This window comes from Gammaproteobacteria bacterium, from assembly GCA_011375345.1.
Classification (GTDB): Bacteria; Pseudomonadota; Gammaproteobacteria; order DRLM01; family DRLM01; genus DRLM01.
Genome location: DRLM01000028.1, coordinates 1 through 2787 on the forward strand (window position 1 = coordinate 1; position 2787 = coordinate 2787).

The following is a 2787-nucleotide window of genomic DNA, read 5'->3' on the forward strand; positions in this document are numbered from 1 at the left end:
AAACAACAACAGAACGATGACCAGCACGATCAACAGCTGCCAGATACTGATTCCACCTAAACCCATAATCTCAACTCCAAAACGCTTGATTTGCCGGGCACCCCGGCCCGGTGAAATGAATACGATCCTGCCTGCCCCTGCGGGGATCAGGGAATAATAACCTCAACCAAATACATGCAAAACAGTCCTGAGCAATCCGTTTACGGCTCATGACGCCAAGCCGCGTTATGATCGAAGGCCGGGCTTTAGCCCGACAATCCACCACTGTCCACCGCTGTGTGTCGGACTGAAGTCCGACCTACAGAGGTCATCATATCGAATGGCCCATCAAGATACAGACTATTATGCACTGATAGCCCGGCTTGTTATCGAGGCGGACGGTGGTTCAGGTCAGGGATGTCGGTGGCACGGACGCCACCGTCAAGCCCCCATGGAAGGGTTTACGGCGTTCCCTGACCTGAACCACCGCCAGCCTTTACGCTAATGCCACTGATGATAACCTAATCCGCCTTGCGGCTGGCCTTTTCTTCCAGCCCTGAAAGCCCAAAACGCCGCTGCAGTTCCTGCAGCACGTCATCCGGCCCCAGGCCCTGCTGGGCCAGCAAAACCAGGGTATGAAACCACAAGTCCGCGGTTTCATAAATAATTTTGTCCTTTTCCCCGTCCTTGGCGGCCATGACGGTTTCCGTGGCCTCCTCGCCAATCTTCTTGAGAATGGCATCCAGGCCCTTGTGATACAGGCTGGCCACGTAGGAACTGTCGGGCGAGGCTTGCTTGCGTGCCTCCAGCACCGCCGCCAGCTGTTGCAGGGTGTCGCTCACAGCCGCACCTCCACGCCCTGTGCCGCCATGAAGCGCTTGGCCTCGCCGATGCTGTACTCGGCAAAATGGAAGATGGAGGCCGCCAGCACCGCGTCCGCGCCGCCTTTCTTCACGCCGTCCACCAGGTGCTGGAGATTGCCCACGCCGCCGGAGGCAATGACAGGAATGGTCACGGCCTCGGCCACGGCCCGGGTAAGCTCATTGTCGAAACCGATCTTGGTGCCGTCACGGTCCATGCTGGTGAGAAGAATCTCGCCCGCGCCATAGTCGGTCATCTTCCGCGCCCATTCGATGGCGTCTATGCCCGTGGGCTTGCGTCCGCCGTGGGTGAAGATCTCCCACTTGCCTTGGCCCACGGACTTGGCGTCTATGGCCACCACGATGGCCTGGGAGCCGATGCTGTCCGCGGCCTCCTTGACAAATTCCGGATTGAACACGGCGGCGGTGTTGATGGCGACCTTGTCCGCCCCGGCCAGCAGCATGCGGCGCACGTCCTCCACGGTGCGGATGCCGCCGCCCACGGTAAGGGGGATGAACACTTCCGAGGCCACCTGCTCGACCACATGGACGATGGTTTCGCGGTTGTCGGAGCTGGCGGTGATGTCCAGGAAGGTGATCTCGTCGGCGCCTTCCTCGTTGTAGCGGCGGGCCACTTCCACGGGGTCGCCGGCATCGCGGATGTCCACGAACTGCACGCCCTTGACCACGCGGCCGTTGTCCACGTCCAGGCAGGGAATGATGCGCTTGGCCAGGCCCATGTCAGCAGCTCAGCTCGTCGGCCAGTTTCTGGCCTTCGGCAAAATCCAGGGTGCCTTCGTAAATGGCCCGGCCGGTGATGGCGCCCATAATGTTGTTGGTGTCCGCCTGGCACAAGGCCTCGATGTCCCGCAGATTGGTGATGCCGCCGGAAGCAATGACCGGGATGTTGATGGCGTTGGCCAGGGTGGTGGTAGCCTCCACGTTGCAGCCGGTCATCATGCCGTCGCGGCCGATGTCCGTATAGACGATGGCGGATACGCCGTCGTTCTCGAACCGTTTCGCCAGCTGCGTGACTTCCTGGTCCGTGACCTCCGCCCAGCCATTGATGGCCACCATGCCGTCTTTTGCGTCCAGGCCCACGATGATGTGGCCGGGAAAGGACTGACAGGCGCGGGCGACGAATTCCGGCTCCTTCACCGCCTGGGTGCCGATGATGCAGTAGCTCACCCCGGCCTTCAGGTAGGCTTCGATGGTGGCCTCGTCGCGGATGCCGCCGCCCACCTGGATGGGCAGGTCGGGATATTTGGCCGCGATGGCGCGGATGGCGTCGCCATTCACCGGCTCGCCGGCAAAGGCGCCGTTGAGGTCCACCAAGTGCAGGCGCCGCGCGCCGGCCTCCATCCAGCGGCCGGCCATGTCCACCGGCTGGTCGGAGAACACTGTATCGTCTTCCATGCGCCCCTGCTTGAGGCGCACGCATTGGCCGTCTTTCAAATCGATTGCGGGAATGAGCAACATCAGCTTGGCTCCCAACTGACAAAGTTCTTCAACAGACGCAAACCGGCGTCCGCGCTTTTTTCCGGGTGAAACTGCACGGCGAACAGATTATCCCGGCTGATGGCGCTGACGAATTCCACGCCATAATCCGTGGTCGCCGCCACCAGTTCCTCATCCTCGGGCACCACATGGTAGCTGTGCACGAAATAGAAACGCGCGCCGTCCTCTATGCCCTCCCACAAAGGATGCGGCCGGCGCTGCTTCACCCGGCTCCAGCCCATGTGGGGAATCTTCAGGGGCAGGCCGTCATCACCGGGCATGTCGGCGGCAAACCGTCGCACCCGACCGGGGAATATGCCCAGCAGCTCGGTGCCATCGTTCTCCTCGCTGAATTCCATGAGCACTTGCAGGCCCATGCAGATACCCAGGAAGGGCTTGCTCTCCATGGCCTCGCGCACTTCGCGGTTCAGGTGATGCCGGCCGATGGCGG

General features: G+C 61.5%; 5 protein-coding genes. All 5 read right to left on the reverse strand.

Features of this window, described 5'->3' with window-relative positions:
- Positions 1-66, reverse strand: a 66-nt coding sequence (locus ENJ19_02330) for a twin-arginine translocase subunit TatA (GenBank protein HHM04565.1), incomplete at its 3' end; no start/stop codon positions are given.
- A 434-nt stretch (positions 67-500) separates the two neighbouring features.
- Positions 501-821, reverse strand: a complete 321-nt coding sequence (locus tag ENJ19_02335; GenBank protein HHM04566.1) for a phosphoribosyl-ATP diphosphatase — start codon at positions 819-821, stop codon at positions 501-503.
- A complete protein-coding gene (gene hisF / locus ENJ19_02340) occupies positions 818-1579 on the reverse strand; it encodes an imidazole glycerol phosphate synthase subunit HisF (protein ID HHM04567.1) in 762 nt (253 codons plus the stop codon). Before hisF ends, ENJ19_02335 begins: the two co-directional genes overlap by 4 nt.
- 1 nt (position 1580) lies before the next feature.
- The gene (gene hisA / locus ENJ19_02345; protein ID HHM04568.1) at positions 1581-2318 is read right to left on the reverse strand and encodes a 1-(5-phosphoribosyl)-5-[(5-phosphoribosylamino)methylideneamino]imidazole-4-carboxamide isomerase; all 738 of its coding nucleotides are present in this window, start codon (positions 2316-2318) and stop codon (positions 1581-1583) included.
- On the reverse strand, positions 2318-2787 hold a 470-nt coding region (gene hisH / locus ENJ19_02350), incomplete at its 5' end, for an imidazole glycerol phosphate synthase subunit HisH (protein ID HHM04569.1). The genes hisH and hisA, both read right to left, overlap by 1 nt.